Origin of the sequence: Pseudomonas protegens, assembly GCF_003363755.1 — a bacterium.
Classification (GTDB): Bacteria; Pseudomonadota; Gammaproteobacteria; order Pseudomonadales; family Pseudomonadaceae; genus Aquipseudomonas; species Aquipseudomonas danubii.
In genome coordinates, this window is the sequence record NZ_CP031396.1 from 3,569,789 (window position 1) to 3,596,156 (window position 26,368).

The 26,368-nt window shown below is 63.8% G+C and carries 28 protein-coding genes; 15 read left to right on the top strand and 13 right to left on the bottom strand.

Annotated elements, in window-relative coordinates:
- Positions 1–160: 160 nt before the first annotated feature.
- The 3 genes from DWF74_RS16135 to betC form a co-directional block, all read right to left on the bottom strand.
- Positions 161–1,729: a SulP family inorganic anion transporter gene (locus DWF74_RS16135; protein WP_115581294.1), complete on the bottom strand. Its 1,569-nt coding sequence runs from the start codon at positions 1,727–1,729 to the stop codon at positions 161–163.
- 128 nt (positions 1,730–1,857) lie between these two features.
- Positions 1,858–2,775, bottom strand: a complete 918-nt coding sequence (gene choX, locus DWF74_RS16140; RefSeq protein ID WP_102862449.1) for a choline ABC transporter substrate-binding protein — start codon at positions 2,773–2,775, stop codon at positions 1,858–1,860.
- A gap of 15 nt (positions 2,776–2,790) precedes the next feature.
- Positions 2,791–4,305 carry a choline-sulfatase gene (gene betC / locus DWF74_RS16145; protein ID WP_115581295.1) on the bottom strand — a complete coding sequence of 505 codons (1,515 nt, stop codon included), beginning with the start codon at positions 4,303–4,305 and terminating at the stop codon, positions 2,791–2,793.
- Positions 4,306–4,419: 114 nt separating this feature from the next.
- Here betC and DWF74_RS16150 point away from each other — a divergent pair, with 114 nt between their 5' ends.
- Positions 4,420–5,370 carry a choline sulfate utilization transcriptional regulator gene (locus tag DWF74_RS16150; protein ID WP_115581296.1) on the top strand — a complete coding sequence of 317 codons (951 nt, stop codon included), beginning with the start codon at positions 4,420–4,422 and terminating at the stop codon, positions 5,368–5,370.
- Here the strand turns inward: DWF74_RS16150 and DWF74_RS16155 are convergent.
- Positions 5,336–5,797 (bottom strand): DoxX family protein, encoded by a 462-nt coding sequence (locus DWF74_RS16155; protein ID WP_102862452.1) that lies wholly within the window; start codon positions 5,795–5,797, stop codon positions 5,336–5,338. The genes DWF74_RS16150 and DWF74_RS16155 overlap by 35 nt on opposite strands.
- A gap of 53 nt (positions 5,798–5,850) precedes the next feature.
- Complete coding sequence (gene ubiA / locus DWF74_RS16160) at positions 5,851–6,759, bottom strand: 4-hydroxybenzoate octaprenyltransferase (RefSeq protein WP_115581297.1); 909 nt, start codon at positions 6,757–6,759, stop codon at positions 5,851–5,853.
- A 232-nt stretch (positions 6,760–6,991) separates the two neighbouring features.
- Here ubiA and DWF74_RS16165 point away from each other — a divergent pair, with 232 nt between their 5' ends.
- Together DWF74_RS16165 and DWF74_RS16170 are read left to right on the top strand one after the other, a co-directional pair.
- Entirely contained in the window at positions 6,992–7,990 is a 999-nt protein-coding gene (locus DWF74_RS16165; RefSeq protein ID WP_102862454.1) for a LysR family transcriptional regulator, read from the top strand.
- A 105-nt stretch (positions 7,991–8,095) separates the two neighbouring features.
- A complete protein-coding gene (locus tag DWF74_RS16170; protein WP_115581298.1) occupies positions 8,096–8,422 on the top strand; it encodes a DOPA 4,5-dioxygenase family protein in 327 nt (108 codons plus the stop codon).
- 89 nt (positions 8,423–8,511) lie between these two features.
- Here the strand turns inward: DWF74_RS16170 and trpA are convergent, their stop codons facing one another.
- The gene (trpA, locus tag DWF74_RS16175) at positions 8,512–9,324 is read right to left on the bottom strand and encodes a tryptophan synthase subunit alpha (RefSeq protein ID WP_102862456.1); all 813 of its coding nucleotides are present in this window, start codon (positions 9,322–9,324) and stop codon (positions 8,512–8,514) included.
- A complete protein-coding gene (gene trpB, locus DWF74_RS16180) occupies positions 9,324–10,544 on the bottom strand; it encodes a tryptophan synthase subunit beta (RefSeq protein ID WP_102862457.1) in 1,221 nt (406 codons plus the stop codon). The genes trpA and trpB overlap by 1 nt, the downstream gene beginning before the upstream one ends.
- A 130-nt stretch (positions 10,545–10,674) precedes the next feature.
- On the opposite strand from trpB, the gene DWF74_RS16185 reads away from it, so the two are divergent.
- On the top strand, positions 10,675–11,568 hold the full coding sequence (locus DWF74_RS16185; protein ID WP_102881425.1) for a LysR family transcriptional regulator: 894 nt from the start codon (positions 10,675–10,677) through the stop codon (positions 11,566–11,568).
- Here DWF74_RS16185 and DWF74_RS16190 read toward each other — a convergent pair.
- The gene (locus tag DWF74_RS16190; RefSeq protein ID WP_102862459.1) at positions 11,565–11,891 is read right to left on the bottom strand and encodes a DUF883 family protein; all 327 of its coding nucleotides are present in this window, start codon (positions 11,889–11,891) and stop codon (positions 11,565–11,567) included. The two genes, DWF74_RS16185 and DWF74_RS16190, sit on opposite strands and share 4 nt — an antisense overlap.
- A 158-nt stretch (positions 11,892–12,049) precedes the next feature.
- On the opposite strand from DWF74_RS16190, the gene DWF74_RS16195 reads away from it, so the two are divergent.
- Both DWF74_RS16195 and DWF74_RS16200 read left to right on the top strand, forming a co-directional pair.
- The gene (locus tag DWF74_RS16195; RefSeq protein WP_016965134.1) at positions 12,050–12,265 is read left to right on the top strand and encodes a dodecin; all 216 of its coding nucleotides are present in this window, start codon (positions 12,050–12,052) and stop codon (positions 12,263–12,265) included.
- Positions 12,266–12,399: 134 nt separating this feature from the next.
- The gene (locus DWF74_RS16200; RefSeq protein WP_102862460.1) at positions 12,400–12,624 is read left to right on the top strand and encodes a DUF1161 domain-containing protein; all 225 of its coding nucleotides are present in this window, start codon (positions 12,400–12,402) and stop codon (positions 12,622–12,624) included.
- 66 nt (positions 12,625–12,690) lie between these two features.
- On the opposite strand, the gene DWF74_RS16205 is transcribed toward DWF74_RS16200, so the two are convergent.
- Positions 12,691–13,692 carry an LLM class flavin-dependent oxidoreductase gene (locus DWF74_RS16205; RefSeq protein WP_102862461.1) on the bottom strand — a complete coding sequence of 334 codons (1,002 nt, stop codon included), beginning with the start codon at positions 13,690–13,692 and terminating at the stop codon, positions 12,691–12,693.
- A gap of 240 nt (positions 13,693–13,932) precedes the next feature.
- Here DWF74_RS16205 and DWF74_RS16210 point away from each other — a divergent pair, with 240 nt between their 5' ends.
- Complete coding sequence (locus DWF74_RS16210; protein ID WP_102862462.1) at positions 13,933–14,364, top strand: OsmC family protein; 432 nt, start codon at positions 13,933–13,935, stop codon at positions 14,362–14,364.
- Between the two features lie 151 nt (positions 14,365–14,515).
- Positions 14,516–14,749, top strand: coding sequence for a DUF1161 domain-containing protein (locus tag DWF74_RS16215; protein WP_102862463.1), 234 nt, complete (start codon positions 14,516–14,518; stop codon positions 14,747–14,749).
- A gap of 6 nt (positions 14,750–14,755) precedes the next feature.
- Here DWF74_RS16215 and DWF74_RS16220 read toward each other — a convergent pair whose 3' ends face one another.
- Complete coding sequence (locus DWF74_RS16220; protein ID WP_102862464.1) at positions 14,756–15,175, bottom strand: hypothetical protein; 420 nt, start codon at positions 15,173–15,175, stop codon at positions 14,756–14,758.
- A 268-nt stretch (positions 15,176–15,443) separates the two neighbouring features.
- On the opposite strand from DWF74_RS16220, the gene DWF74_RS16225 reads away from it, so the two are divergent.
- The gene (locus DWF74_RS16225) at positions 15,444–16,553 is read left to right on the top strand and encodes an aminopeptidase (protein ID WP_115581299.1); all 1,110 of its coding nucleotides are present in this window, start codon (positions 15,444–15,446) and stop codon (positions 16,551–16,553) included.
- A 27-nt stretch (positions 16,554–16,580) separates the two neighbouring features.
- Here the strand turns inward: DWF74_RS16225 and DWF74_RS16230 are convergent, their stop codons facing one another.
- Positions 16,581–17,231, bottom strand: a complete 651-nt coding sequence (locus DWF74_RS16230) for an HAD family hydrolase (RefSeq protein ID WP_115581300.1) — start codon at positions 17,229–17,231, stop codon at positions 16,581–16,583.
- Positions 17,232–17,258: 27 nt separating this feature from the next.
- Entirely contained in the window at positions 17,259–17,804 is a 546-nt protein-coding gene (locus DWF74_RS16235) for a gamma carbonic anhydrase family protein (RefSeq protein WP_047306753.1), read from the bottom strand.
- Positions 17,805–17,891: 87 nt separating this feature from the next.
- Here DWF74_RS16235 and prlC point away from each other — a divergent pair, with 87 nt between their 5' ends.
- From prlC to DWF74_RS16265, 5 genes are all read left to right on the top strand, one after another.
- Complete coding sequence (prlC, locus tag DWF74_RS16240; protein WP_162884101.1) at positions 17,892–19,970, top strand: oligopeptidase A; 2,079 nt, start codon at positions 17,892–17,894, stop codon at positions 19,968–19,970.
- Entirely contained in the window at positions 19,967–20,245 is a 279-nt protein-coding gene (locus DWF74_RS16245) for a YheV family putative zinc ribbon protein (RefSeq protein ID WP_047290196.1), read from the top strand. Before prlC ends, DWF74_RS16245 begins: the two co-directional genes overlap by 4 nt.
- 429 nt (positions 20,246–20,674) lie before the next feature.
- A complete protein-coding gene (locus DWF74_RS16255; RefSeq protein WP_102862468.1) occupies positions 20,675–21,427 on the top strand; it encodes a gluconate 2-dehydrogenase subunit 3 family protein in 753 nt (250 codons plus the stop codon).
- A 2-nt stretch (positions 21,428–21,429) separates the two neighbouring features.
- Positions 21,430–23,214, top strand: coding sequence for a GMC family oxidoreductase (locus DWF74_RS16260; RefSeq protein ID WP_115581301.1), 1,785 nt, complete (start codon positions 21,430–21,432; stop codon positions 23,212–23,214).
- 12 nt (positions 23,215–23,226) lie between these two features.
- Positions 23,227–24,531: a c-type cytochrome gene (locus tag DWF74_RS16265; protein WP_115581302.1), complete on the top strand. Its 1,305-nt coding sequence runs from the start codon at positions 23,227–23,229 to the stop codon at positions 24,529–24,531.
- Positions 24,532–24,577: 46 nt separating this feature from the next.
- Here DWF74_RS16265 and DWF74_RS16270 read toward each other — a convergent pair whose 3' ends face one another.
- A complete protein-coding gene (locus DWF74_RS16270; protein WP_102862471.1) occupies positions 24,578–24,934 on the bottom strand; it encodes a hypothetical protein in 357 nt (118 codons plus the stop codon).
- A 193-nt stretch (positions 24,935–25,127) separates the two neighbouring features.
- Between DWF74_RS16270 and DWF74_RS16275 the strand changes: the two genes are divergently transcribed.
- Positions 25,128–26,186, top strand: coding sequence for a PA0069 family radical SAM protein (locus DWF74_RS16275; RefSeq protein WP_115581303.1), 1,059 nt, complete (start codon positions 25,128–25,130; stop codon positions 26,184–26,186).
- Positions 26,187–26,368: the final 182 nt, after the last annotated feature.

A 26,368-nucleotide genomic window follows, 5' to 3' on the forward strand; every position in this document is an offset into this window, starting at 1 on the left:
TGTGTGGCGAGGGAGCTTGCTCCCGCTCGGGCGCGCAGCGGTCGTAAACCGGCTATCGCGCAGCAACAGGCAAAACCGGGAAGCCGGCCTTGGGCTTGCTGCGCAAGCCAGCGCGAACAAGCTCGCCCGCCACAGGTGGTGTCTCCCTCAAACCTTGGGGTCAGTCTTCGAAGCGGATCGGGCAGTGCTCCGGTCCTTCGAGCTTGATCAATTCCTCTTTCACCGTCTGCCGTGCCCGGCGCAGGGTCAGGCTGCGGTCCTGGCGTTTCAGCCGGCGCGCCTCCTGGTGCAGCATCGCCACCCCTGAATAGTCGATGAAGTTGATCTGCCGGGCGTCGATCACCAGTTTCGGTGCGTGGCAGCGTTGCATGCGCACTTGCAGGTAATGACTGGCGCCAAAGAAGATCGAGCCACCCACCCGCAGGATGTCTGCATCGCCCTCGCTGGAGTGCTGCACCCGTGGCTGGGAGGTGCGCTTGAGGTAGAAGAACAGCGACGCCAGGACCCCGGCATAGATCGCCGTCTGCAACTCCAGGAGCAAGGTGGCGATGCAGGTCAGGCTCATCACCACAAATTCGGCGCGGCTGACCCGGAACAGCGCGCGGATGCCCCGATGATCCACCAGGCCCCAGCAGATCAGCAGGATGCTCCCGGCCATGGCCGGAATCGGGATATGGGCGATCAGCCCGGCGCCGGCCACCGCGAACAGTGCCACCCACAGCGCCGAGAACACTCCGGCCAGGGGCGAGCGGGCACCGGCTTCATAACTCAAGCCCGAGCGGGTGAAGGAGCCGGAGGACAGGTAGCCGGAGAAAAACGCCCCCACCATGTTCGACAAGCCCTGGGCGCGGACTTCCTGGTTGGCGTCGAGCAGTTGTTCCGAACGTGCCGACAGTGAGCGGGCAATCGACAGGCTGGTGACCAGCCCCAGCATCCCCACCGCCACGGCACTGGGCAGCAGCCGCAGGACCAGATCCAGGTCCAGTGGCAACGGGCTCAAGGGCGGTAGCCGGCCCACGAAGGCGCTGACCAATTTGACGTGCCCGAACACCCCCGGCAGCAGCCAGACCACCAGCGCACTGAGGACCAGGCTGAGCAACAGGCTGGGCCAGCGCGGCGCCAGCAGCTTCAGGCCGAGGCCGACGATCAGGGTGCCCAGCCCCAGCAACAGCGAAGGCTTGTCCACAGCGTCCAGGTGTTCCAGCAGCAAGCTCAGGCTATTGAGGGCGGTGGCCTGGTTCGGCAGGTCCAGGCCCAGGAGGTTGGGCAATTGCCCCAGGGCGATCACCACCGCGGCACCGAGGGTGAAACCCAGCACCACCGAATGCGAGACGAAGTTCACCAGGGCGCCGAAGCGCAGCACCCCCAGCAGCCACTGAAAGACCCCGGCCAGCAGGGTCAGCAGCAGGATCAGGGTGATGTAGTCCTCGGATGCCGGCACGGCCAGAGGGCTGACGCTGGCATACAGAACAATGGAGATCGCTGCCGTGGGCCCGCAGATCAGGTGCCAGGACGAACCCCAGAGGCAGGCGATCAGCACCGGGACTATGGCCGCGTACAGGCCGTACTCCGGCGGCAGGCCGGCGATCAGCGCATAGGCGATCGATTGCGGCAGGGCAAGGATCGCGCCGCTCAGGCCCACCAGCAGATCCCGGCCAACGCTGGCCCGGGTCTGCTGTGGCAGCCAGCCGAGGAAAGGCAGGAGTGAATGGCGGTTGGGCCAGGCCATGGTTCCTCACGGGTGGGTAGATTCAGGGGGGGCCAGGGTAAAGCATTGTCCGGTCTTGGGCATGTGCCGAGGCCGGCCCCTGATCCCCCAGGAGCCGGCTTGCCGGCAAATGGCCGGCGCACCTCGGGCTACAACTTGGCCTTCACCGCCGCCAGGGCCTCTTTGTCATCAATGGTCCGGACCCCTTCCAGCCATTGCTCCAGCACCGCCGGGTTGGCCTTGATCCAGGCCTTGGCGGCGTCGGCGTTGCTGACCTTCTTGTTCACCACCTCGGCCATGATGGCGTTCTCCATGTCCTGGGTGAACCGCAGATTGGTCAGGAGCTTGCCGACGTTCGGGCAGGCCTGTGCATAACCTTTGCGCGTCAGGGTGTAGACGCTGCCGCTGGCGCCAAAGTACTTCTCGCCCCCGGTCAGGTAATGCATGTTCAGCTGCACGTTCATCGGGTGCGGGGTCCAGCCGAGGAAGGTCACGAAGCGCTGTTTTTTCGTGGCCCGGGACACTTCGGCGAGCATCGCCTGCTCGCTGGACTCGATCAGCTTCCACTGGCCGAGGCTGAACTCGTTGTTCTTGATGATTTCCTGCAGCGACAGGTTGGCCGGGGCACCGGAGCCGATGCCGTAGATCTTCTGGTCAAACTTGTCGGCGAACTTGCTCAGGTCGGCAAAGTCGTGCACCCCGGCGTCCCACACGTAGTCTGGAACTGCCAGGGTGAACTCGGTGCCTTCCAGGTTCTTCGCCAGCTGGATCACCTCGCCATTGGCCACGAACTTGTCGTAGAAGCCCTGTTGCGCCGGCATCCAGTTGCCCAGGAACACATCCACCTGGCCGTCCTTGAGGCCGCCGTAGGTGATCGGCACCGCCAGGGTGTCGATCTTGGCCTTGTAGCCCATGCCGTCCAGTAGAAAGCTGGCGATGGCGTTGGTGGCGGCGATGTCGCTCCAGCCCGGATCGGCCATCTTCACGGTTGCGCACGAGTCGGCCCAGGCGGTTGTGCTGCCCAGAGCCAGGAACCCGACGGCCAGCGCTGTGGATAACTTTTGCATGCTCTTCCCCTTGGATTATTGGTGTTGGCAGGGTTGTGGGTAACGCGCCTTGCGCTCCAGATCGTCGAGGTCGATGTGGTTGCGCATGTATTGCGCACTGGCGTCTACCAGTGGCTGGTGATCCCAGCTCTTGCGTGTGCCCCGGCCCAGGGCGTCGGCCACCAGGCGGCGACGGCGCTGGCTGGCCAGGACCTGTTGGTGAAGGGTGGGGATGTCCCACTTGGCCCGGGCTTCGGCGAGGAAGGCGTCGAACAGCGCTCGATGCTCGGCCGACTGGCTGAGGTCGCGGTGTTCCTGAGGGTCGTTGGCTACATCGAAGAGTAGGCAGGGGTCGTCTTCGCTGTAGATGAATTTGTAGGCGCCCCGACGAATCATCATCAGCGGGCTGATGGTGCCTTCGGCCATGTATTCGCCGAACACCTCATCGTGGCCGCCCTGCCCCAGCAGATGGGGGACCAGGGAGCGGCCGTCCAGGGGCAGGTCCGCTTCCACCCGGCCGCCGGCCAGTTCCACCAGGGTCGGCAGCAGGTCGGCGGTGGAGACTGCCGCGCTGACTCGCCCGGCGGCGAACTGCCCCGGCGCGCAGATCAACAGCGGCACCCGGGCGGCCATTTCGAACCAGTGCATTTTGTACCAGAGGCCGCGCTCGCCGAGCATGTCGCCGTGGTCGCCGGAAAACACGATCAGGGTGTCGTCCGCCAACCCGGTGTCTTCCAGGGTCTGCAGCAGCTTGCCGACGTTGCTGTCGATGTAGCTGCAGGCGCCGAAGTAGGCCCGTCGTGCATCGCGGATCTTATCCACAGGCAGCGGCTTGTCCCACAGGTCGTAGACCTTGAGCAGGCGCTGGGAATGCGGGTCCAGTTCGCTCTGCGGCGGGGTCTGGGGCAGTGGGATTTCGTCGTCGCGGTACAGGTCCCAGAAGGCCTTGGGAATGGTGTAGGGATCGTGGGGGTGGGTCATGGACACCGTCAGGCAGAACGGCTGGTCGGCGGCTTCGCGGACATGGTCGAACAGGTACTGCTGGGCCTTGAACACCACCTCTTCATCGAAATCCAGCTGGTTGGTGCGCACGCAGGGCCCAGCCTGCAGCACCGAGGACATGTTGTGGTACCAGCTGGGACGCACTTCGGGTTCATCCCAGTTCACCGCCCAGCCGTAGTCGGCGGGGTAGATGTCGGTGGTCAGGCGCTCTTCATAGCCGTGCAACTGATCCGGGCCGCAGAAGTGCATCTTGCCCGACAGCGCGGTGCGGTAGCCCAGGCGCCGCAGGTAGTGAGCGTAGGTGGGCACGTCGGCGGGGAAGTCCGCAGCGTTGTCGTAGGCGCCGATTCTGCTCGGCAACTGCCCGCTGACCAGGGTAAAGCGCGACGGCGCGCACAGTGGGCTGTTGCAGTAGGCAGCATCGAATACCACGCCCTGGGCGGCCAGGCGGCTCAGGTGAGGCAGCTTGATCGGCGATGAACCGTAGAACGGCAGCAAGGGCGCGGCCATCTGGTCGGCCATGATGAAAAGAATGTTCTTGCGCTTCATGGATTCGCGGCATTCCATAGTCGATGGTTATGCGAAAGTGCTGCGATCGAGCATGGATTCCATGTCTTTGGCGGTAAAGCCCATGCACGGCAATGACTAGGATAAGCACAGCTTATGTATGAAGCCCTTGGCGACCTGTCTCTGGACCTGCTCCGGGTGTTTGAAGCAGCGGCCCGTTTGCGCAGCTTCACCGCCGCGGCGGTGGAACTGGGGACCACCCAGCCGGCCATCAGCCAGCAGATCAAACGGTTGGAGGAGCGGTTGAACGTGCGCCTGTTCGACCGGATCTACCGCGGTATCGAACTGACCGAATCCGGCGCCTTGTTACTGGAACAGGTGCAGATTGGCTTGCAGAGCATCGATGCTGGCCTCAGTGCCCTGAGCCAACAGCATCAGCACGAGGTGCTGCAGGTGGCCACGGACTTCGCCTTCGCCGCCTATTGGCTGATGCCGCGCCTGCATCGCTTTCATGAGGCCAATCCCCAGGTGGACGTCAGCCTGGTGACCAGTGAACGCAGCCACAGCATGCTGCGCAGCGATATCGACGTGGCGGTGCTGTTCGGCGACGGGCGTTTCAAGCATGGCGAAAGTCGCTGGCTGTTCAGCGAGGAAGTATTTCCGGTGTGCAGCCCGCTGCTGCTCAAGGAGCGTCTGGCTCCCCTGCCCGCCCATGCCCTGCTGGAGATGCCGCTGCTGCACCTGCGGGGTGAAAACGCCAGCCACTGGTTCGACTGGAGCGGGGTGTTCCGCGAACTGGGCCTGGCTGGCGCCCCGCCCCCCGGGCAATTGCGTTTCGACAATTACACCCTGCTGATCCAGGCGGCCATCGGCGGCCAGGGCGTGGCCATCGGCTGGCGTCATCTGGTGGACGATCTGCTGGCACAGGGGCTGTTGTGCCGGCCGATCGCCCAGAGTGCGCTGTCCGCCTACGGCTACTACGTGGTGCTGCCGCCGCGCAAGCGTCGCGGACCGTTGATCCAGCGCTTCGTCGACTGGCTGATGGCCGAGCAAGCCGGCAGCGCTCAATCCCTCAAGGGGCTGTCGTTGCCGTCCATTGCCCTGTAGGCGGCGCCTTGAACAGGCTCAACAGGGACAGTGCGCCGTTGCCCAGGCACACCAGCGACACCGACACCACCGCCAGGAAGGCCAGGTATTCCCAGCCGCCGCCCGGGCTGGTGTAGATCCAGCCGTGGGCGCCGTGGACGAAGACAATCGCCCCCAGCAGCATCGGCAGCAGCCCCAGAGCGATCCAGCGCACGCCGACCCCGAGTATCAGCAACAAGCCCCCCACCAGCTCGGCGCACACCGCCGGGTAGGTCAGCCACTCGGGCATGCCGGTGGCGCCGAACAGCTTGAGGGTGCCCGGCCAACCCAGGACCAGGACTTTGAACAGCGCATGGGCGATGTACATGGCGCCCAGGGCCAGGCGCAGGAACAGAGCGGCCCATTGTTCCGGTGCCGAGAGTGGTGATGCGATTGAGCGGGCAGGCATATGACAAGTCCTTGTGTGGTTGGGAATGTTGCCGATTGCTGAGTGTTCAGCGGTTAAACGATGGCCACCGAGGCGCCGGCCAGTAGCAGCACGCCGACGTGGAAGTTGCTGCGAAACAGGTCGTTGCAGGGCTCCGGGTGGTCCGGACTGAACAGGCTGAGCTGGTAGGCCAGGGACAAGGCGATCGGCAGCAGCACGATGAAAAAGCCCGGGTTGGCACCGGCCAGCAGGCCCGCGCCGCACCAGCACAGCAGGGTCATGGCGTAGAACCCGGCGATCCAGGTCTTGCCCCGTTCGGCGAACAGCGTCGCGGTGGAGCGCAGGCCCATGTTCAGGTCGTCCTCACGGTCGCTGTAGGCATAGAGCGTGTCGTAGCCCAACTGCCAGAACAGGCAGCCCAGCCACAGCGCCAGCGCACTGGGTTGCAGGCTGCCGGTGGTTTCCACGCTGGCCATGAGCACGCCCCAGTTGAACACCGCGCCGAGAAACGCCTGGGGCCAGTGGGTGAAGCGTTTGAACAGCGGGTAGACCAGGGTCAGCGGCACGCAGCCCAGGGCCAGCAGTACCGTCAGTGGTTGCAGCATTGGCAGTAATGCGGCCGCCAGCAGCAAGAGTACGACCAGGCAAGCCAGGGCCTGATTCAGGCTCAGTGAGCCCTTGGCCAGGGGCCGCTGGCGGGTGCGGTTGACCTGGGCGTCGAAGCGTCGGTCGAGGATGTCGTTGATGCAGCAGCCGGCACTGCGCATCAGCAGGGCGCCGAGGGCGAACACCAGCACGGTGCCGACCTGCGGAATACGTCCGGCGCAGAGGATCAACGCGGCCAGCGCCGGCAGCAGGGTCAGCCAGGTGCCGATGGGCCGGTCCAGGCGCATCAGGCGGGCGTAGGCCTGCCAGGAGCGGGGCAGCCGGGTGGCGACCCAATCGTGGGCGCGAATGTCATTGAGGTCGGGGCTTGCGGGCATCTTCGTTCCCTGAACTTGAGCACGGTCTTGATCGCAACTGAGGACGAGGTTTAAAGGGGTCGAAAAACACTCAGGTCAGTTGCGTTCACTGAACTTCGGGCAAGCCGTGGCCGTGATCGCACGGTTTGATTTTCAGTGCCATCTGCTCGCTTGTCGGATGCGCTAAAGTTGCCCGCGCCCGCCCCTTGGGGCAAGGGAACAATCCGCAATAGCCTCCTGCAGGATATGCAATATGCTCCGTGATGAAGTGCCCCGCGTCCCGCGTATCGACCTCAACCTGCTACGGGTTTTCGATGCCGTCTATGAGGACCGCAGCATCCTGCTGGCCAGCAAGCGCCTGCATCTGAGCCAGTCGGCGGTCAGCCATGCCTTGACCCGGTTGCGTGAGTCCCTGCAAGACGAGTTGTTTATTCGCACCGCCAAGGGCATGCAGCCGTCGGCCCGTGCCGAAGCCATTGCCGGCCCGCTGCGCGAAGCACTGCTGACCATTCAGCGCACCGTGGGCGTGGAGGCGTTCGACCCCGCCAGCGCAACGCGGACCTTCACCCTTGCCGCCAATGACTATTTGAGTTCGGTGCTGCTGGCACCGCTATTGCGGCGCCTGGCCCAGGAAGCTCCGGGGGTGGACCTGGTGGTGCGCCCGGCGACCCGCCTGGATCTGGCCGAGCAGATCGACGTCGGGCGCATCGACCTGGCCGTGGGGGTGTTTGCCGAGCTGCCGCAGCGAGTGCACAGCGCCCGTCTCTGGCAGCAGCAGGATGTGTTGCTGATGTGTCCCGAGCATCCCTTGCTCGACCTGCCCGAGTTGACCCTTGAGGTCCTGGCGGACCAGCCATTGATCACACTGTCGGTAGGCGGGCAGGAGGAAGGCGCGGTCAACGGCTACATTCTTGAGCGCGGTATTGCCCGGCAGTCGGAGATGTTCGATCGCCAGCGCCTGGAGCAGGCGCTGGCGGCGATTGGCCGCAGTCCCCAGTACAAGGTCACCCTGCCCCATGCCCTGGTGCTGCCGCAGTTGCTGGAACAGTCGCGGCTGGTGGCGATTGTGCCGGGGCCGCTGGCCCGGGCTTTCGAACAGCGCTTTGGCCTGTGTCAGCGGGCGCTGCCACTGGCGGTTGAAGCGTCGTCGCTGTTGGCGATCTGGCATGGACGCAACACGGCAGACCCGGCCCATCTCTGGTTGCGCCAGCAGTTGCTGGAGGTGGCAGGCGCGCTGGCGCAACCGCTTTGAGCTGCTCGGCTTTCGGTGTTTTCATGGGGCCGGTGTTTTTTCCACAGAGGGTGCTCAGCCTCTGTGACGAGCCTTGAGGCTTGGTCTTTTATCGCGAGGGTTTGCATGCAACGGATCAAGGGCTATCACGCCCACGTCTACTTCGACGCCAGTACCATCGACCAGGCGCGGGTCTTGTGCGAGCAGGCCGCGCAGCTGTTTGACCTGAAAATGGGTCGGGTCCACGAGCGGCCGGTGGGGCCCCATCCGGACTGGAGTTGCCAGTTGGCGTTCGCCCCTGAGGTGTTTGCCCAGGTAGTGCCGTGGCTGGCTCTCAATCGCCGGGGGCTGGTGGTGTTCCTGCACCCGGATACCGGGGACGATTTGCTCGATCACACCGATCATGCGATCTGGATGGGGGCCATGCGGCCGCTGGATCTGACGGGGTTCTAAGGAGCCGGTGGTTGCTCGTGCACACCATGCAAAAAGGGGGGCGCAACCTTTGGTTGCGCCCCCCTGATCTTGCGGTCTGGTCTTTACCTTCAGCTGACCCGAGCCTTGCGTACGCCTTCGGAAAGGGCTGCGCACAGGCTCAGGACGCCATCCACCGCTTGCTCGGAAGACTCGGCGTTGGCGATGTGGTCGATCAGTGCCGAGCCCACGACCACGCCGTCTGCCAGACGAGCGATGGCGGCGGCCTGCTCCGGGGTGCGGATGCCGAAACCGATGCTGATGGGCAGGTCGGTGTGGCGCCGCAGGCGGGTCACGGCCTCTTCCACATGTTCCAGGGTGGCGGCGCCGGCACCGGTCACCCCGGCTACCGAAACGTAGTAGACAAAGCCGGAACTGCCGTCGAGCACCTTGGGCAGGCGCGCGTCGTCGGTGGTTGGGGTGGTCAGGCGGATGAAGTCGATGCCGGCGGCCTGGGCCGGGTCGCACAGCTCGCTGTTATGTTCCGGCGGCATGTCCACCACGATCAGGCCATCCACACCAGATGCCTTGGCGTCGGCAATGAAGCGCGCCACGCCGTAATGGTGGATCGGGTTGTAGTAGCCCATCAGCACCAGCGGCGTTTCGTGGTTGCCTTCGCGGAACTCGCGGACCATCTGCAGGGTTTTCGCCAGGTTTTGCTTGGCCCCCAGGGCGCGGATGTTGGCCAGCTGGATCGCCGGGCCGTCGGCCATCGGATCGGTGAAGGGCATGCCCAGTTCGATCACGTCGGCACCCGCTGCGGGCAGGCCCTTGAGGATCGCCAGGGAAGTGTCGTAGTTCGGGTCGCCGGCGGTGACGAAGGTCACCAGGGCGGCGCGGTTCTGTTCCTTGAGCTTGGCAAAGCGGGTGTGCAGGCGGCTCATCAGTGTTTCTCCTGCTGGGACTGTTGCATGTGGTGCATGACGGTTTGCATGTCTTTGTCGCCGCGGCCCGAGAGGTTGACCACCATCAGGTGATCCTTGGGCAGGGTCGGTGCGCGCTTGAAGACTTCGGCCAGGGCGTGGGCGCTTTCCAGGGCCGGGATGATGCCTTCCAGGCGACAGCACTGGTGGAACGCGGCCAGGGCTTCGTCGTCGGTCACCGAGGTGTATTCGACGCGGCCGATGTCGTGCAACCAGGCGTGTTCCGGGCCGATGCCGGGGTAGTCGAGGCCGGCGGAAATCGAGTGGGCGTCGATGATCTGGCCGTCGTCGTCCTGCAGCAGGAAGGTGCGGTTGCCGTGCAGCACGCCCGGTACGCCGCCGTTCAGGCTGGCGGCGTGCTTGCCGGTCTCGATGCCGTAGCCGGCGGCTTCAACGCCAATGATCTGCACGCTTTTGTCGTCGAGGAACGGGTGGAACAGGCCCATGGCGTTGGAGCCGCCGCCGATGCACGCCACCAGGCTGTCCGGCAGGCGGCCTTCCTGGGCTTGCATCTGCTCGCGGGTTTCCTTGCCGATCACGGCCTGGAAGTCGCGGACCATGGCCGGGTACGGGTGCGGGCCGGCCACGGTGCCGATCAGGTAGAAGGTGCTGTCGACGTTGGTTACCCAGTCACGCAGGGCTTCGTTCATCGCGTCTTTCAGGGTGCCGGTGCCGGCGACGACCGGGATCACTTCGGCGCCCAGCAGCTTCATGCGGAACACGTTGGCCTGTTGGCGCTCGATGTCGGTGGTGCCCATGTAGATCACGCAATCCAGGCCAAAACGCGCGGCCACGGTGGCGGTGGCCACGCCGTGCATGCCGGCGCCGGTCTCGGCGATGATGCGTTTCTTGCCCATGCGTCGGGCCAGGAGGATCTGGCCGATGCAGTTGTTGATCTTGTGCGCGCCGGTGTGGTTCAGCTCTTCGCGTTTGAGGTAGATCTTCGCGCCGCCGCAGTGTTCGGTCAGGCGTTCGGCGAAGTACAGCGGGCTGGGACGGCCGACGTAGTCGCGCTGGAAGTAGGCCAGCTCCTTGAGAAACTCGGGATCTTCCTTGGCCTTTTCGTATTCACGGGCCAGGTCGAGGATCAGCGGCATCAGGGTTTCTGCCACATAACGGCCGCCGAACGCGCCAAACAGGCCGTTGTCGTCAGGACCATTACGCAATTGGGACTGGGTCATTGGAGCGCTCCCGGGGAAGTGTGTGGAATGACAGATTCGTGGAAGGACAATGGAGCCCACTCTACCCCTGACACTGGAGCCTGAAAACCGATAAGATCGCCGCAACCTGTCAGGAAAACTCACCTATCCCATGAGCCGCGACCTGCCCCCCCTGAACGCCCTGCGGGCCTTCGAAGCCACTGCCCGGCTCAACAGCGTCAGCCAGGCTGCTGAACAACTGCACGTGACCCACGGCGCAGTCAGCCGGCAGTTGAAGGTGCTGGAAGAACACCTGGGCCTGAGTCTTTTCGTCAAGGATGGCCGTGGCATTAAACTCACAGATGCCGGGGTTCGCCTGCGCGATGCCAGCAGCGAGGCCTTCGAGCGCCTGCGGGACGTCTGTGGCGAACTGACCCGGGGCAGTGCCGATGCGCCCTTCGTGCTCGGCTGCTCCGGCAGCCTGCTGGCGCGTTGGCTGATTCCGCGCCTGGGGCGCCTGAATGCCGACTTGCCGGACCTGCGCCTGCACCTTTCCGCCGGTGAAGGCGATCTGGACCCCCGGCGCCCGGGGCTGGATGCCTTGCTGGTGTTTGCCGAGCCCCCCTGGCCGGCGGACATGCAGGTCTATGAGCTGGCCAGCGAGCGAATCGGGCCGGTGCTCAGCCCGCGCTATGCCGGTTACTCGCATTTGCGCGAAGCGCCAGCGGCGGCCCTGGCGGCAGAATCGCTGCTGCACACCACCTCGCGTCCCCAGGCCTGGCCCAGTTGGGCACGGCACAACGGCATCAGCGCCGAGGCGCTGAAGTACGGGCAGGGTTTCGAGCATTTGTATTACTTGCTGGAAGCGGCCGTGGCCGGGCTGGGCGTGGCAATCGCTCCAGAGCCGCTGGTGGCCGAGGACTTGCTGGCGGGCAGGCTGGTTGCCCCGTGGGGGTTTTCCGACACCCCGGGGCAACTGGCGCTGTGGTTACCCAAGCGCGCCGCCGATGGGCGCGCCCGGCAATTGGCGCAGTGGTTGAAAAACGAACTGCGCCAGGCGCTTTAGTTACCGCGCTTGCACAGCAGGTAGGCGGCCAGCAGACCAATGGCGCCTACCGCCACACCCGCGGTGGTCCAGGGGTGTTCCTGGGCGTAGTCGCGAGTGGCGATCCCGGTTTCGCGGGTTTTGACTTTGACTTCTTCATAGGCATCGCTGATCAGGCTGCGGGAATGCTTGAGCGCATTCTCGGCATTGCTCTTGAGGGCCTTGAGGGTCTTGCGCGATTCGTCAGTCGCATCGTCCTTGAGGCTTTCCAGGGATTTGAGCAGGCTTTCGATCTCGGCTTCCATACTTTCCAGTGAGGCTTTGCGTAACGAGGTGTTGGCCATGTCGGCTCTCCTGCGGGGTGATGAATAGGCTGTGTAGGTTCCGACTGCGGCCTGTTGGGAAAGTGCAGAAAATCTGAACTTACCCCTTGGCACTGGCGCCCCAAGTAATAAGAAAAATCACTGCTAGGCTGTATTTCACAGCAAAAAAGGAGAGCGCCATGACCGATCATCACACCTACAAGAAAGTCGAACTGGTGGGTTCGTCGCCGAACAGCATCGAAGAGGCAATCAACAACGCGCTGGCCGAGGCGCACAAGAGCATCAAGCACCTGGAGTGGTTCGAAGTGACCGAAACCCGGGGTCATATCAAGGACGGTAAAGCGGCGCATTTCCAGGTCACCCTCAAGGTAGGCTTCCGGATTGCCAATAGTTGAAAGCTTGGGCTAGGCTCTGGAACTTGTGCGCTGGCCGAGTGCCATAGGAAGTGGCAAAGCGCTACAACTGTCTTGAGCCTCTGTCAGGCTGGCTGCAACGCCGCCTCTTTTGATCCGACCAGGGAATGTGACCGATGAAAAAACTAGTATTAGCTGCTGCTTTGTTGAGTCTTGCGGGAACTGCCCTTGCCGCCGGCAAGCCGTGCGAAGAGCTGAAAAGCGAGATCGCCGCGAAGATCGATGCCAAAGGCGCCACCCACTATTCGCTGGAAGTGGTCGACAAAGGCGCGGCGGCTGACGGCAAAGTGGTTGGCTCCTGCGAAGCCGGCACCAAGGAGATTGTCTACAAGCGCGGTTGAGCCTTTGTGGAAACCCATTGAAAAGCCGACGCATCAGCGTCGGCTTTTTTGTGCCCGAAAGCAGCCTTAGCCCTTCATCACCTGGGCCAGCAACTCATAGGAGTGCAGGCGATCGGCGTGTTCGTACAGGTCGCAGGTAAAGATCAGTTCGTCGGCGCCGGTCTGCTCGATCAGCACCTCCAGCTTGGCGCGGATCTTCGCCGGGCTGCCGATCATCGCCAACCCCAGGAAACTCGACACCGCCTCCTTCTCATGGGGCAGCCACAGCCCGTCCATGCTGTTGACCGGCTTGCGCTGGACCAGGCTCTGGCCGCGCATCAGGGCGAGAATCCGCTGGTACACCGAGGTGGCCAGGTAATCCGCGTGTTCATCGGTATCCGCGGCTACCAGAGGCACGCCCAGCATCACGTAAGGTTTGTCGAGCACCGCGGAAGGCTTGAAGTGATTGCGATAGACGCGAATCGCCTCATGCATGTAGCGCGGTGCGAAATGCGAGGCGAAGGCGTAAGGCAAACCCCGTTCCCCGGCCAATTGCGCACTGAACAGGCTGGAGCCCAGCAGCCACACCGGTACGTTGGTGCCGGTGCCCGGTACTGCGATCACCCGTTGTTCCGGAGTACGCGGGCCGAGGTAGGCCATCAGTTCCGCCACGTCCTCGGGGAAATCGTCGGCGCTGCCGGAGCGTTCCCGGCGCAGGGCGCGGGCGGTCATCTGGTCGGAACCCGGGGCGCGGCCCAGGCCCAGGTCAATGCGTCCCGGGTACAGGCTTTCCAGGGTGCCGAACTGTTCGGCGATCACCAGCGGTGCGTGGTTGGGCAGCATGACCCCGCCGGAGCCGACGCGAATGCTCGATGTCCCACCGGCCAGATAACCCAGCAACACCGAAGTGGCGGAACTGGCGATGCCATCCATGTTGTGGTGTTCGGCGACCCAGAAGCGGGTGTAGCCGAACTTTTCCACGTGCTGGGCCAGGTCCAGGGAATTGCGCAGGGATTGCGCCGGGCTGCCGTCTTCACGCACGGGCACCAGATCGAGGGTCGAGAATTTAACAGCGGACAGCGGTTTCATAGGCCTGCTTCTCCATAGGGGTGCAGGCCTTTGTCATGAGCCAAAACCTGCCGAAATTTGTAAGTCAGACTCATGCAATGTGGGCATATACCCGAGTTTCAATAGTCAGAGTGAATTTGTCGGGTAAATAGACGTCGCGCACACCGGCTGAACTTTGCCGCCGGATCTATCCTCAGAACCCTTAGGCAACAGAAACAAGTGCGGTGCGACCCTTCGCACCCGGTTCTTGAGGAGAAAGAGATGAGTATCAAAAAGAAGGCTTCGGCTCATTGGGAAGGTGATCTGAAAACCGGCATCGGCTCGATCTCGACCGAAACCGGGGTGTTGCGTGAGGCGCCCTATGGCTTCAAGGCACGTTTTGAAGGTGGCAAGGGCACCAATCCGGAAGAGTTGATCGGTGCGGCCCATGCGGGCTGCTTCTCCATGGCGTTTTCGATGATTCTCGGTGATGCCGGGCTCAAGGCTGACAGCATCGATACCCAGGCGGAAGTGACCCTGGATCAGGTGGACGGCGGCTTCGCCATCACGGCGGTGCACCTGATCCTCAAGGCGAAGATCCCCGGCGCCAGCCAGCAGCAGTTCACGGAACTGAGCAACAAGGCCAAGGAAGGGTGTCCGGTGTCCAAGGTGCTCAATGCCAAGATCAGCCTGGAAGCGACGCTGCTGGGTTGAGCGTTGCGTCGGCAAGCCAGCTCCTGCTTCGGTTGCTAGGAGCCGGCATGCCGGTGAATGCGTCTGTGCGGCGGACAAGAACCTGTGGTCGAATACGCGACTGCGGCTTCAGCGCACGTTCGTGCGCGCCGTAGCAAGGGAGCTTGAGATCATGAAACGTTTTGCCTTGGCGGTTGTTTGCTGTGCGCTGGCCACATCGGCCTTCGCCGCCCCCAAGCCCTGCGAGGAACTCAAGGCTGAGATCGAAGCCAAGATCCAGGCCCAGGGCGTTGCCTCCTACACGCTGGAAATCGTCACCAACGACGAGGTCCACGACAACAACATGGTGGTCGGCAGCTGTGAGAACGGCACGAAGAAGATCATCTATCAGAAGAACGATCGCTGAGCCGGCTCACGGCACGCAGTTGATCAGGCGCTCCTCGGCGACGATCTCGCGCTTGGCGTTGTACAGCCGGGCGCTGGGAGTGAAGGCCAGGTTGCGCGCCTCAAGGCGATAGCGCTGGCCGGCCTCAAAATGGTCGTAGCGCAGGCTCAGGTAGCACAGTCGCTCCTGGGGATCGGTGGTCATCCCCATGCCGCCACCGAACACCTCGAAGTCGAAACGCACCATCAGCTCGTGGCTGCCGGGGCTGACCTGGAAGAAACGCCCGTCCCGCAGGCGCTGGTTGTCCAGGCGTTCGGCCATGACCAGCTTGCCCCCCGGCGTCGGCGTGGCCAGGTCGATCCAGGCCTGTTGCGGATCGACACTGGGCAGGGGTGTGCTGCAGGCACTGAGGGTGGCAAGGGCAAGGATCAACAGAAGTGGGCGCATGACGGAGGCCGAATAAGCGAAAGGCCCTCAGCATAGCGCCGATCAATTGCGCTGGCAGCCCGCTGCTAGCAGGGTGTGTTGCTCATCAGCCAGCAGGTGGCGGTCCCGGGGGGCTCGAGGTCGATCCTGGCTTGCGCCGGGGCCGGTTCGGGCAGTCCGGCGCCGCCGGCGAAAGACAAGAGTACGGCCGTCGGCAGTAACACGCACATGGCGAAACTCCAGGCTGGCGAGATAGTCTTGCGGGCAGACTCTCTGTGGATGATTCCAATTGAATAGGCCGCGTTCAAGCCATGGGTTACTTGATCCTCTTTTGCGCTTTTTGTTTGCGGCCCTGACGATTTTGCTGCTCAACGGTTGCAGCAGCGTTGCGTACTACAGCCAGTTGGCCAGCGGCCAGATGCACCTGTTGCGGGCTCGCACGCCGGTGGCCCAGGTGGTCGCCGACCCTACCCGCGACCCGACCCTGCGGGCCCATCTGGCCCAGTCGCAACGGGCCCGTACCTTTGCCAGCCAGCATCTGCACCTGCCGGATAACAACAGCTACCGGCTGTACGTCGACATCGGCCGGCCCTATGTGGTGTGGAACGTGTTCGCGACCCCGGAGTTTTCCCTGAGCCCGCAGACCCATTGCTTCCCCATTGCCGGTTGCGTGGCCTACCGCGGCTACTACAGCCAGGGCGCCGCCCGGGGCGAGGCGGCGCTGCAGCGGCAAAAAGGCATGGACGTGGCGATCGGCGGGGTGGAGGCCTATTCGACCCTGGGCTGGTTCGATGACCCGATCATCAGTTCGATGATGCATTGGGGCGATGAGCGTCTGGCGACCCTGATCTTCCACGAGCTGGCGCACCAGCGCTTCTATGTGAAGGACGACACCGAGTTCAATGAGTCCTTCGCCACTTTCGTCGAGCAGGAAGGCACCCGCCAGTGGCGGGCCTATCGTGGGTTGCCGCCTCAGGACAACGCTGATGTCCGTCAACGGGATCAGTTCATCCAGCTGTTGCTGGATGCTCGCAAACGCCTGGAGCAGTTGTATGCCCAACCCTTGTCCGCCGAGCAGATGCGCCAGCGCAAGGCCCAGGAGTTCGAAGTGCTGCGCCGGGATTATCGGCAGCTGCGGGACCGCGAGTGGGCCGGTTCCAAGCGCTATGACGCCTGGATCAACGCACCGTTGAACAACGCCCGGCTGCTGCCCTTCGGTCTGTACGACCAATGGGTGCCGGCGTTTGCCGCGCTGTTCAAGGAGGTCAATGGCGACTGGCCGGCGTTCTTCCTTGCAGTGGAGAAACTGGGGCGCCTGCCGGCCGAGCAGCGCAAGGCTGATTTGCTCAGGCTGCAGAGCGCCTTATCCACCAAGCCGGATCCCACCCCTGACCGGTAGGCGCCGGCTTGCCGGCGAACAGCGGTTCTAACGCCGCAAAAACGCCTGATGCAACTCGGCCAGCGTCTCGAAGTGATAGGCCGGAGCTTCGGCACTCAGCTCCTCACGGCTGCCGAATCCATACCCCACCGCCGCCGCGTCCAGGCCATTGCGCTTGGCGCCGATCAGGTCGTGCTTGCGATCGCCGATCATCAGGGTGCTGGCCGGGTCCAGCTGTTCCTGCTCCAGCAAATGGGCGATCAGCTCCACTTTGTCGGTGCGGGTACCGTTCAGTTCGCTGCCGTAGATCACCCTGAAGTGCCGGGCGAAGTCGAAGTGGCGGGCGATTTCCCGGGCGAACACCCAGGGCTTGGAGGTGGCGATGTACAGCTGGCGCCCTTGCCCACCGAGTGTTTCCAGCAGCGGCGCGACCCCGTCGAAGACCCGGTTCTCATACAGGCCGGTGACCTTGAAGCGTTCGCGATAGAAGTTCACCGCCTCCCAGGCCCGGGCTTCGTCGAAACCGTAGAACTGCATGAAAGCCTGTAACAGCGGCGGGCCGATGAAGTGCTCCAGCCGGGTCAGGTCCGGCTCGTCGATCCCCAGCTTGCCCAGGGCGAACTGGATCGAGCGGGTAATGCCTTCGCGGGGATCGGTCAGGGTGCCGTCGAGGTCGAACAGGACGGTTTGGTAATGCATGGCAATTCCTCGGCAGTCAGTAGCAGATCAGGGACGGTCGTAGCCTTCGGCCAGGTGCAGGTCCTTGAGCTTCACGTAGTTGGCGGCGCTGTAGGTGAAGAAGGCGCGCTCCTTGTCGGTCAGCGGGCGCGCCTGCTTCACCGGGCTGCCGACGTAGAGAAAGCCGCTTTCCAGGCGCTTGCCCGGTGGCACCAGGCTGCCGGCGCCGACGATCACGTCGTCTTCCACCACCGCGCCGTCCATGACGATGCTGCCCATGCCGATCAGCACCCGGCTGCCGATGCGGCAACCGTGGAGCATGACTTTGTGGGCGATGGTCACGTCGTCGCCGATCAGCAGCGGGAAGCCGTCGGGGTTGAAGGGGCCGGCGTGGGTGATGTGCAGCACGCTGGCGTCCTGCACGCTGGTGCGCGCGCCGATGCGGATGCGGTGCATGTCGCCGCGGATCACCGTCAGGGGCCAGACCGAGCTGTCGGCGCCGATCTCGACGTCGCCGATGACCACGGCCGAGTGGTCGACAAAGGCCCGTTCGCCCAGGCTCGGGGTGTGGTTCTGATAGCTGCGAATGGCCAAGTGCGAATGCCTCTCTGAGATTTATTAATGGGGGCTATAGCTGCGGTGGCTGCTCATTGTAATTAAGATGGTGCTACGTTTCCCTGCATGTTTCTTCCAGCCAAGGTGCCCACCGTGAGTGTGAACAACCCTCTTCTGCAGCCCTACGACCTGCCGCCGTTCTCGGCGATCCGCGCCGAGCATGTGCAACCGGCCATCGAACAGATCCTGGCTGACAACCGCGCCGCCATCGCTGAAATCCTCAAGACCCAAGCCACCCAGCCCACCTGGGCCGGTCTGGTGTTGGCCATGGACGAGCTCAATGACCGCCTGAGTGCGGCCTGGAGCCCGGTCAGCCACCTCAACGCGGTGTGCAACAGCGCCGAACTGCGTGAAGCCTACGAGGCCTGTCTGCCGGCCTTGAGCGCCTACTCCACGGAAATGGGCCAGAACCGCGAGCTGTTCCAGGCTTTCGACGCCCTGGCCAAGAGCCCCGAAGCCGCCGGTTTCGACGTGGCGCAGAAAACCATCCTCGAGCACTCCCTGCGGGACTTCCGCCTGTCGGGCATCGACCTGCCGCCGGAGCAGCAGCAGCGCTACGCAGAGGTACAAAGCCGGCTCTCGGAGCTGGCCAGCCGTTTCTCCAACCAGTTGCTGGACGCCACCCAGGCCTGGACCAAGCACATTACCGACGAAGCGGCCCTGGCCGGCCTGACCGACTCGGCCAAGGCGCAGATGGCCGCCGCGGCCCAGGCCAAAGGCCTGGACGGCTGGCTGATCACTCTGGAATTCCCCAGCTACTACGCGGTGATGACCTACGCCCAGGACCGTGCCCTGCGTGAAGAGGTCTATGCCGCCTACTGCACCCGGGCGTCGGACCAAGGCCCTAATGCCGGTCAGCACGACAACGGCCCGGTGATGGAAGAGATCCTCGACCTGCGTCAGGAACTGGCCAAGCTCCTGGGCTTTGCCAGCTTTTCCGAGCTGAGCCTGGCCACCAAGATGGCCGAGTCCAGCGATCAGGTGCTGAGCTTCCTGCGGGACCTGGCCAAGCGCAGCAAACCCTTTGCCGCTCAGGACCTGGAACAGCTCAAGGCCTATGCCGCCGAACAGGGCTGCCCCGACCTGCAAAGCTGGGACAGCGGTTTCTATGGAGAGAAGCTGCGCGAGCAGCGTTACAGCGTGTCCCAGGAAGCCCTGCGCGCCTACTTCCCCATCGACAAGGTACTTGGCGGCCTGTTCGCCATTGTCCAGCGCCTGTACGGCATCGAGATTGCCGAGCAGCAGGGCTTCGACAGCTGGCACCCGGACGTGCGCCTGTTCGAAATCAAGGAAAACGGTCAGCACGTCGGCCGTTTCTTCTTCGACCTCTACGCCCGCTCCAACAAGCGTGGCGGTGCCTGGATGGACGGTGCCCGCGACCGTCGCCGCACCGTTGACGGTGTGTTGCAGAGCCCGGTGGCCAACCTGGTGTGCAACTTCACCCCGGCCGACAGCGGCAAGCCTGCACTCCTGACCCACGACGAAGTCACCACCCTGTTCCACGAGTTCGGCCATGGCCTGCACCACCTGCTGACCCGGGTCGAGCATGCCGGGGTCTCCGGTATCAACGGCGTGGCCTGGGACGCGGTGGAGCTGCCGAGCCAGTTCATGGAGAACTGGTGCTGGGAGCCGGAAGGCCTGGCGCTGATCTCCGGTCACTATGAAACCGGCGAGCCGCTGCCCCAGGACCTGCTGCAGAAGATGCTGGCGGCGAAGAACTTCCAGTCCGGGCTGATGATGGTGCGCCAGCTGGAATTCTCGCTGTTCGACTTCGAACTGCATGCCACCCACGGCGATGGCCGCAGCGTGCTGCAAGTGCTGGAAACCGTGCGTGACGAGGTCTCGGTGATGCGTCCGCCGGCCTACAACCGTTTCCCCAACAGCTTCGCCCACATCTTTGCCGGCGGTTATGCCGCGGGCTACTACAGCTACAAGTGGGCGGAAGTGCTGTCGGCCGATGCCTTCTCCAAATTCGAGGAAGACGGCGTGCTCAACCCGGCCACCGGGCGGGCGTTCCGCGAGGCGATCCTGGCCCGTGGCGGCTCCCAGGAGCCGATGGTGCTGTTTGTCGATTTCCGCGGACGGGCGCCGTCGATTGACGCACTCTTGCGCCACAGCGGCCTCAGCGAGGACGCGGCAGCATGAGTGACGCACCCGTGAAGACCAAGAAACGCTTTATCGCCGGTGCGGTGTGCCCGGCGTGCAGTGAGCAGGACAAGCTGATGATGTGGAGTGAGGACGACGTACCCCATCGCGAGTGCGTGGCCTGTGGCTACTCCGACACCCTCAACGAGCAGGGCCTGTCGGTGCCCAAGGAACTCGGGACCCGGGTCAACAGCGCGACGCCCAAGGTGGCCGACACCAAGGTGCAATCGGTGCAGTTCTTCCCCAACCCCAAGTTGAAGAAAAAAACCGACTGACCACGCCAGACAAAGCCGGCTCCCTGTTAGGAGCCGGCTTGCCGGCGAAACGATTCGCCATCCTTCCTTCGCCCCGTGGGCTTTGGCGAGCCAGCTCGCTCCTACGCGGCCTCCTGACCCCCACCGTTTCGAACCAGCTTTTCACCGAGCAGGTGGCGAACACACGGGTGCTGCAGCCGCCATTGGCCAGCAAAGCCCCGTGAGCCAACTGTCAGAGAAACGTGAAGCTGATACGTAATTTTCCGCCGCTTCTGATCTTTTTTTCGCCTGAAACGGTTCATCCAAATGCTTAGCCTGCTACCATTTGTAACCAAATTTTGCTGATGTGCTCATAAAAACCGGGTCTTGCCCGGCCTTCTGCGTTGCCAAAACACAAAGTCGCGCCATGACGCGGCTGACCTTTCCATCAATGCCTGATGAGGTGCACCCATGTCTGATCAAGATCGAGACAACCCGCGGCGTGAGTTTTTGCGTAAATCCTTGACCTTGATCCCTGTGGTCACTGTCGCCAGTACCGGCCTGGGCAGTTCCATGCTGGCGGCCGCGCCCGAGACGGCCGCCCCTGCCAGGCCGGCGGCGCCGAGCAAGCTGCCCAGCGGCAGCCAGAACTATGAGCCCAGTTACTTCAGCGCCGAAGAGTGGGCCTTCATCAAGGCGGCGGTAGAGCGCCTGATCCCGGCGGACGAAATGGGGCCAGGTGCCCTGGAAGCCGGGGTGCCGGAGTACATCGACCGCCAAATGAACACCCCCTACGCCGCCGGCGCCCTGTGGTACATGCAAGGTCCGTTCAAGGCCGACGCCGCACCGGAGATGGGTTGGCAGAGCAAGCTGGTGCCCAAGGAGATCTATCGCCTGGGCATTGCCGCTGTGGATGCATGGTGCAAAGACCTCAAGGGTCAAGTTTTTGCTGCGCAAGACAGCGCTACCCGAGACGCTTTGCTCAAGCAGCTGGAGGCCGGAACCCCGCAGTTCGAGGCGGTCCCGGCCAAGCTTTTCTTCAATCTGCTGCTGCAAAACACCAAGGAAGGCTTCTTCAGCGATCCGATCCACGGTGGCAACCAAGGCCTGGTGGGCTGGACCCTGATCGGCTTTCCCGGCGCACGCGCCGATTTCATGGATTGGGTGGAGCGCAACGAGCAATACCCCTTCCCGGCAGTATCGATTCGCGGCCAGAGGGCTTGAGCATGGCAACAGTGATGAAGAAGGTCGACGCAGTGATCGTCGGTTTCGGCTGGACCGGCGCGATCATGGCCAAGGAACTGACCGAAGCCGGGCTCAACGTGCTGGCGCTGGAGCGCGGGCCAATGCAGGACACCTACCCTGACGGCAGTTATCCCCAGGTGATCGACGAGCTCACCTACAGCGTGCGCAAGAAACTCTTCCAGGACATTTCCAAAGAAACGGTGACCATTCGCCACAGCGTCAACGACGTGGCCTTGCCCAACCGGCAACTGGGCGCCTTCCTGCCGGGCAACGGCGTGGGCGGTGCCGGCCTGCACTGGTCTGGCGTGCACTTTCGCGTCGACCCCATCGAACTGCGCATGCGCAGTCATTACGAAGAGCGCTACGGCAAGCATTTCATCCCCAAGGACATGACCATCCAGGACTTCGGCGTCAGCTATGAAGAGCTGGAGCCGTTCTTCGACTTCGCGGAAAAGGTCTTCGGCACCTCAGGCCAGGCCTGGACCGTAAAGGGCCAGTTGGTGGGCGACGGCAAGGGCGGCAACCCTTATGCACCGGATCGCTCGGACCACTTCCCCCTGGAGTCGCAGAAAAACACCTATTCCGCACAGCTGTTCCAGAAAGCCGCCCATGAAGTGGGCTACAAGCCCTACAACCTGCCGTCGGCCAATACCTCAGGGCCTTACACCAACCCTTATGGCGCGCAAATGGGCCCGTGCAATTTCTGCGGCTTCTGCAGCGGCTACGTCTGCTACATGTATTCCAAGGCCTCGCCCAACGTGAACATCCTGCCGGCCCTCAAGCCGTTGCCGAATTTCGAGTTGCGCCCCAACGCCCACGTGCTCAAGGTCAACCTCGACAGCAGCAAGACCCGCGCCACCGGCGTCACCTATGTCGACGGCCAGGGCCGGGAGATCGAGCAGCCGGCGGACCTGGTGATCCTCGGCGCCTTCCAGTTGCACAACGTGCGCCTGATGCTGCTGTCGGGCATCGGCAAACCCTACGACCCGATCAGCGGCGAAGGCGTGGTGGGTAGGAACTTCGCCTACCAGAACATGGCCACCATCAAGGCCTACTTCGACAAGGACGTGCACACCAACAACTTCATCGGCGCTGGCGGCAACGGTGTGGCGGTGGACGACTTCAACGCCGATAACTTCGACCACGGCCCGCACGGTTTCGTCGGCGGCTCGCCGATGTGGGTCAACCAGGCCGGCAGCCGGCCGATTGCCGGCACCTCGAACCCACCGGGCACCCCGACTTGGGGCAGCGCCTGGAAGAAGGCCACTGCCGATTACTACACCCACCAGGTATCCATGGACGCCCACGGCGCGCATCAGTCCTACCGTGGCAACTACCTGGATCTGGACCCGGTGTACCGCGATGCCTACGGCTTGCCGCTGCTGCGGATGACCTTCGACTGGCAGGAAAACGACATCAAGATGAACCGCTTCATGGTCGAGAAGATGGGCAAGATCGCTGAGGCGATGAATCCCAAGGCCATTGCCCGGCTGGGCAAGCAGGTAGGGGAGCACTTCAACACCGCGTCCTACCAGACCACGCACCTGAACGGTGGCGCGATCATGGGCACCGACCCCAAGACCAGTGCCCTGAACCGCTACTTGCAGAGCTGGGACGTGCACAACGTCTTCGTTCCTGGGGCTTCGGCCTTCCCTCAAGGCCTGGGCTACAACCCCACCGGCCTGGTGGCGGCGTTGACCTACTGGTCGGCCCGGGCGATCCGCGAGCAGTACCTGAAGAACCCCGGCCCGCTGGTGCAGGCATAAGGAGCGATGACCATGAAAGCACTCGTTATCGCCACCCTGGCGCTGCTGGGCAGCGCCTCGGTCAGCGCCGCCGAAGCGGATCAGCAGGCCCTGGTGCAACAGGGCGAATACCTGGCCCGCGCCGGAGACTGCGTGGCCTGCCACACCGCCAAGGACGGCCAGCCGTTCGCCGGCGGGCTACCGATGGAAACCCCCATCGGGGTGATCTATTCCACCAACATCACCCCGGACAAGACCGGCATCGGCGACTACAGCTTCGAGGACTTCGACCAGGCCGTGCGCCATGGCGTGGCCAAGGGCGGCAGTACCCTGTACCCGGCCATGCCCTTCCCGTCCTATGCCCGGGTCAGCGACGCCGACATGCAGGCGCTCTACGCCTACTTCATGAAGGGCGTGGCGCCGGTGGCCAGGGACAACCAGGACAGCGACATTCCCTGGCCCCTGAGCATGCGCTGGCCGCTGTCGATCTGGCGCTGGATGTTCGCCCCGAGCGTGGAGACCCCGGCGCTCGCGACCGGCAGCGATCCGGTGATCAGCCGCGGTGCCTATCTGGTGGAGGGCTTGGGCCACTGTGGGGCCTGCCACACGCCCCGGGCCCTGACCATGCAGGAGAAGGCCCTGAGCGCCAGCGACGGCAGTGCTTTCCTGTCCGGCAGTGCGCCGCTGGAGGGCTGGATCGCCAAGAGCCTGCGCGGTGACCACAAGGATGGCCTGGGCAGTTGGAGCGAAGAGCAGTTGGTGCAGTTCCTCAAGACCGGCCGCAGCGATCGCAGCGCGGTGTTTGGCGGCATGAGCGATGTGGTGGTGCACAGCATGCAGTACATGAGCGAGGCCGACCTGACGGCGATTGCCCGCTACCTCAAGTCGCTGCCGGCCAATGATCCCAAGGATCAGCCGCACTCGTATGACCAGCAGGTGGCTGAGGCTTTGTGGAAAGGTGACGACAGCCAGCCCGGTGCGGCGGTGTACATCGACAACTGCGCAGCCTGCCATCGCACCGACGGCCAGGGCTACACCCGGGTGTTCCCGGCGCTGGCGGGCAATCCGGTGCTGCAATCGGCGGATGCCACCTCGCTGATTCACATCGTGCTCAAGGGCGGCACCTTGCCGGCCACCCACAGCGCGCCGTCGACCTTCACCATGCCGCCTTTCGCCTGGCGCCTGTCGGACCAGGAGGTGGCCGATGTGGTCAACTTCATCCGCGGCAGCTGGGGCAACCAGGCGTCGGCGGTGAAGGCCGGGGACGTGGCGGCGTTGCGCAATGGCGACCTGCAGAGCACGTCCAACGATGATTTGGGGCCGTTCACTGGTCGCTAGCGTCGAGGCCGGCGCCCGCTGCGGGCGTCGGTCCGGCGGTGGCTGTTCAGTCCTGGGTAAAGCGCTGGATGCCCAAGCGGCTTTCCAGTTGATAGCCGGCGATGCAGTCCGCCAGTCCGGCGTTCATCAGGTCTTCCCAGCTTGCGGGGAGCAGGCCGATGCCATTGTGGTGGGCGCTCCAGCGCACCGCGGCGAACTTCGGGTCCGCTTCATCGAAAGGTTGCTGGTTGTTCACCGCGGCCTTTTCGATGTCCTGGGTGCACAGCTCGAATTCGCAGGCCACGCCCCAGAGCTGGCCATCGGGCGCCCTGACGATGATCAGGTCGGCGCCTTGTTCGTAGCTGGGGAGGTAGGCATCCGCTGCGTAGAAGATCTTTTCCAGCCTGCCAGGTGTCCTGGGCATGTTTGCGCTCCTGTTCTTTGAGCCTGCCTTATACCCCAACGGCACAAACCTGTAGGAGCCGGCTTGCCGGCGAAGGTGCGGCCTGTGTGCGCTGGGGAGCGTTCACTTGCAGGGGGTGGGTTTCGGTCCGGCGGTGCTGGTCAGATAAATCCGGCTCCATTACTGTGTATGCATACAGTAATGGAGCGCTCCCATGTTCACCCCCCTGCCTCCCCGTGGTCGCGGTACCGCGAGCAATCCGCACAATCGTTTCGCGCCCAATCGTTCGGTGGCCGAGGACGACGGCTGGTACCAGGAAGTGCCGCTGACCCAGGGCACCGAGGTGCGTTTTGAAACGGCGAAATCCATCATTACCCGCAACACCTCGCCTGACCTGCCCTTCGATCGCTCGATCAACCCCTATCGCGGCTGTGAGCACGGCTGCATTTATTGCTATGCGCGGCCCAGCCATGCCTATTGGGATATGTCCCCGGGGCTGGATTTTGAAACCAAGCTGATCGCCAAGAGCAACACCGCCGCGCTGCTGGAGCAGCAACTGTCCAAGCCCGGCTATCGCTGTGCCCCGATCAACCTGGGGTCCAATACTGACCCCTACCAGCCCATCGAGCGTGAGCAGCAACTGACCCGACGCACCCTGGAAGTGCTGCTGCGCTATCGGCATCCGGTGACCATCGTCACCAAGGGCTCGCTGATCCTGAGGGACCTGGACCTGCTGGCCGAGCTGGCCCGGCAGCGGCTGGTGGCGGTGATGATCAGCCTGACCACCCTGGACGATGAGTTGAAGCGCATTCTCGAACCCCGGGCGGCGGCGCCCAAGGCGCGTTTGCGGGCGATCCGGGTGATGCGTGAAGCGGGCGTTCCGGTGGGGGTGCTGTGTTCGCCGATGATCCCGATGATCAACGACAGCGAGCTGGAAAGCCTGCTCAGCGAGGCCCATGCCGCCGGGGCGCAGAGCGCGGCCTACATGATGCTGCGCCTGCCCCTGGAGGTGGCGCCGCTGTTCGAGGAGTGGCTGGCGGCGCATTACCCGCAGCGGGCCGCCCATGTGCTCAGCCTGATCCGCCAGAGCCGGGGTGGTGAGCTCTACGACAGCCGTTTCGGCAGCCGCATGCGCGGTGAGGGACCCTTCGCCGACCTGTTGGCCCAGCGTTTCGCCAAGGCGCTCAAGCGCCTGGGGCTCGATCGGCGCGCGGGCTTCGATCTTGATTGCTCGGCCTTCTGTCCGCCGGGGGGGCAGATGTCGTTGCTGTGAGAAGCATTGGCCTATGGTTGCCTAGCGGATGTTGCTGACGGAGGTCCGCTGGTCACCTTTTGACATCGCCCATAGTGGCGTTCTAGAGCGTTCCATTCAGTTTGAGTTAAGTTTTTAGCGCTACCTTGCCCATCAAGTGACCGACGGGTCGCGGTCGGCGCCCCGGTTATTTTTTAATCGAT

Bases quoted from the DNA above. Each gene is read 5' to 3' on its own strand.
- DWF74_RS16135 (WP_115581294.1), bottom strand. From the start codon at position 1,729: ATGGCCTGGCCCAACCGCCATTCACTCCTGCCTTTCCTCGGCTGGCTG.
- choX (WP_102862449.1), bottom strand. From the start codon at position 2,775: ATGCAAAAGTTATCCACAGCGCTGGCCGTCGGGTTCCTGGCTCTGGGC.
- betC (WP_115581295.1), bottom strand. From the start codon at position 4,305: ATGAAGCGCAAGAACATTCTTTTCATCATGGCCGACCAGATGGCCGCG.
- DWF74_RS16150 (WP_115581296.1), top strand. From the start codon at position 4,420: ATGTATGAAGCCCTTGGCGACCTGTCTCTGGACCTGCTCCGGGTGTTT.
- DWF74_RS16155 (WP_102862452.1), bottom strand. From the start codon at position 5,797: ATGCCTGCCCGCTCAATCGCATCACCACTCTCGGCACCGGAACAATGG.
- ubiA (WP_115581297.1), bottom strand. From the start codon at position 6,759: ATGCCCGCAAGCCCCGACCTCAATGACATTCGCGCCCACGATTGGGTC.
- DWF74_RS16165 (WP_102862454.1), top strand. From the start codon at position 6,992: ATGCTCCGTGATGAAGTGCCCCGCGTCCCGCGTATCGACCTCAACCTG.
- DWF74_RS16170 (WP_115581298.1), top strand. From the start codon at position 8,096: ATGCAACGGATCAAGGGCTATCACGCCCACGTCTACTTCGACGCCAGT.
- trpA (WP_102862456.1), bottom strand. From the start codon at position 9,324: ATGAGCCGCCTGCACACCCGCTTTGCCAAGCTCAAGGAACAGAACCGC.
- trpB (WP_102862457.1), bottom strand. From the start codon at position 10,544: ATGACCCAGTCCCAATTGCGTAATGGTCCTGACGACAACGGCCTGTTT.
- DWF74_RS16185 (WP_102881425.1), top strand. From the start codon at position 10,675: ATGAGCCGCGACCTGCCCCCCCTGAACGCCCTGCGGGCCTTCGAAGCC.
- DWF74_RS16190 (WP_102862459.1), bottom strand. From the start codon at position 11,891: ATGGCCAACACCTCGTTACGCAAAGCCTCACTGGAAAGTATGGAAGCC.
- DWF74_RS16195 (WP_016965134.1), top strand. From the start codon at position 12,050: ATGACCGATCATCACACCTACAAGAAAGTCGAACTGGTGGGTTCGTCG.
- DWF74_RS16200 (WP_102862460.1), top strand. From the start codon at position 12,400: ATGAAAAAACTAGTATTAGCTGCTGCTTTGTTGAGTCTTGCGGGAACT.
- DWF74_RS16205 (WP_102862461.1), bottom strand. From the start codon at position 13,692: ATGAAACCGCTGTCCGCTGTTAAATTCTCGACCCTCGATCTGGTGCCC.
- DWF74_RS16210 (WP_102862462.1), top strand. From the start codon at position 13,933: ATGAGTATCAAAAAGAAGGCTTCGGCTCATTGGGAAGGTGATCTGAAA.
- DWF74_RS16215 (WP_102862463.1), top strand. From the start codon at position 14,516: ATGAAACGTTTTGCCTTGGCGGTTGTTTGCTGTGCGCTGGCCACATCG.
- DWF74_RS16220 (WP_102862464.1), bottom strand. From the start codon at position 15,175: ATGCGCCCACTTCTGTTGATCCTTGCCCTTGCCACCCTCAGTGCCTGC.
- DWF74_RS16230 (WP_115581300.1), bottom strand. From the start codon at position 17,231: ATGCATTACCAAACCGTCCTGTTCGACCTCGACGGCACCCTGACCGAT.
- prlC (WP_162884101.1), top strand. From the start codon at position 17,892: ATGTTTCTTCCAGCCAAGGTGCCCACCGTGAGTGTGAACAACCCTCTT.
- DWF74_RS16245 (WP_047290196.1), top strand. From the start codon at position 19,967: ATGAGTGACGCACCCGTGAAGACCAAGAAACGCTTTATCGCCGGTGCG.
- DWF74_RS16255 (WP_102862468.1), top strand. From the start codon at position 20,675: ATGTCTGATCAAGATCGAGACAACCCGCGGCGTGAGTTTTTGCGTAAA.
- DWF74_RS16260 (WP_115581301.1), top strand. From the start codon at position 21,430: ATGGCAACAGTGATGAAGAAGGTCGACGCAGTGATCGTCGGTTTCGGC.
- DWF74_RS16265 (WP_115581302.1), top strand. From the start codon at position 23,227: ATGAAAGCACTCGTTATCGCCACCCTGGCGCTGCTGGGCAGCGCCTCG.
- DWF74_RS16270 (WP_102862471.1), bottom strand. From the start codon at position 24,934: ATGCCCAGGACACCTGGCAGGCTGGAAAAGATCTTCTACGCAGCGGAT.
- DWF74_RS16275 (WP_115581303.1), top strand. From the start codon at position 25,128: ATGTTCACCCCCCTGCCTCCCCGTGGTCGCGGTACCGCGAGCAATCCG.